Source organism: Polaromonas sp. P1_E1_2 (assembly GCF_056406035.1).
In genome coordinates this window covers 1-1,989 of record NZ_JBFUAZ010000707.1, presented here as the reverse complement: position 1 = coordinate 1,989, position 1,989 = coordinate 1, and the positions used below count along the sequence as shown (strand labels likewise).

2 protein-coding genes are annotated in these 1,989 nt (G+C 58.0%); both read right to left on the bottom strand.

Annotation, left to right across the window (positions count from 1 at the left end; genetic code table 11):
• Window positions 1-249 precede the first annotated feature (249 nt).
• Window positions 250-747: a hypothetical protein gene (locus AC1D1P_RS21960; protein ID WP_477674433.1), complete on the bottom strand. Its 498-nt coding sequence runs from the start codon at window positions 745-747 to the stop codon at window positions 250-252.
• Window positions 748-1,403: 656 nt separating this feature from the next.
• Window positions 1,404-1,751, bottom strand: coding sequence for an iron chaperone (locus tag AC1D1P_RS21955; protein ID WP_477674432.1), 348 nt, complete (start codon window positions 1,749-1,751; stop codon window positions 1,404-1,406).
• Between the last annotated feature and the right edge of the window lie 238 nt (window positions 1,752-1,989).

Genomic DNA, 1,989 nt, shown 5'->3' with positions numbered 1-1,989 from the left:
ACGCGCCCGTAGAACTCAAGCTTGAACAGCTTGGTGGAGCTCGTGAACCAGCTGTGGCCGCGTCCGCCCTTCCAGCCCTGAAGGGGTTCGAACGCCGGCGCCAGCAAATTCCGCAGCGCGCTCGCTGCGAACTGGGGAGAAATGGGCTCGGCGACATGACTCATGAGATTGGGGTGGCTGTTTTGAGTAGCAGAAATACCGTGCCCCCGTTTGAGCTGCGCGGCCCCGACCAAGACACTGCACTTCTGGTCAACTCGCGGCCACCTTACGGCCGAACCAGAAGCCAAGAACGCCCAACGCTACTGCGATCCAGCCAATGGTGTAGCCGCCGCTGTTGCCCTCGACAAGCTTGGCCTTGAACGCAGCTGTATCCCGGTACGCGATTACCTGGCGGTTTGGGGTGCTCAGACTGAACACCGACTTCTCATCCTTCGGATCGAACCTGGCTGTCACGGTTTCGCCGCCCAGCCCGTCCAGCGCGCGCTCAGAATTCGGCTCGCCCACGCGCACAGTCTCGATGCCTGCGGAGGTCTGTATGTCCAGCTCCGCATAGCGGCTCGCCAGTACACCCTTTTTGGTCTTGCGCTCGACAACGCGGGCGCTCAGGGCTTTGCCTGTGGCAGTGCTCAATTCAGCCTCAGAAGGGACCTTGTGGCGCGACGGGCGCTTGCGGTCCTCCGCATACTCGGCACCGAGCCATACCAGGCCCCCAATGAACAGCACAAGTGAAATCTTTGTCAGGCTCAAAGCAATCCCCCCAATATCAGAAGTACATCAGTGACGAACGCACGGGGTCCTTATCCAGTGCTCGCCGCTTGTCTCGCATGAATGCGAGGATCCCCATCCCAGGCGGGCCTCCGGTCGTGAGACCTGCGGCTTCATCAGTTCACCTGGGAAGGCAAATCACGGCGATTATCACCATGAGAATCGACCTCGCCAAGAACGCTTTGGAATCTATGGCGTGGATGCGACAGACAAGCACAGGCGTGCGCACGAGTCCGGTCGTCAGATAAGCCCCCTTCCCGCTCGAAATGCTATTGATTTAATAGCTGCTTGCGCTTGTCCACATTGGGCTACAGCCAGTTTTTATGCTTAAAAAGAGGTCAAAACCGCCCTTTGGAGGCCACTACAGGGTCTTTTGCGAGGTATGGCAGCGCCAAAATCAATTGTTTTTGGGCATTTTCATATGCGAAACAGGCCCCCAGACCAATGCGGATGAGCGCAAGCAGCTACTGATTTGATAGCAAAGCAAAGACGACGAACAAGGCGCAGTCTTTGTTCCAGCTCATACAGAGGCCGGCTTCGACGCGCGCATGCTGCAGCGTCGGCGCGGACAACACTGCCCTACCTGCGGCGTGGGGAACTCCAGGAAGCAACGAAAGGTCAGAGACCACGCTCGCCGCTCACTTGCAGCCGTACTCTCGCGACAGCGCCAGGGCAACCCGGCCAATGAGCTCGATTGGAAGTTCCTCCTTCAACGGGAAGGACAAGTTGCCCTTTTCGCCACGGTATGGCGCGAGCTCCTGCATGAGGCTTGCATCTTGCGTGACGGGCGGATAGACGCCAATGTGCTTCTTGAATGCAGCGAAGTAAAAGAACACCCGCCCGCGCTTGAACGCGGGCATGTTGTAGCTTATGCAACGCGAGGCGTCAGGCACCAGCGCTTCAGCCTTTTTCTGAATAGATTGAAGCAGAAGGCGCGAGTCAGCGGGCACGCTCGCGAAGTACTCTTCATGTGATGCGAAAGCCATGGCGTAATTTGTGTTGCCTAACGCTTGAGATGTGAGGCGTGACCCGGCTTGCCGGGACGCGTTCTCTCAATTAAAAGGCTGGGCACCACGGCAAGTCAAGTGCGTTAGCTGCCAGCGCGCTCAGGYCTTGCGTCAGTGACAAGCCGCAAGAATGACATGAGGGCTTCTTCCGCCAGTGTTCCGTGTTGCTTTCCGTTGTACTCAACATCCAGCAGGCTCGCAGGCCGATACTTGCCAG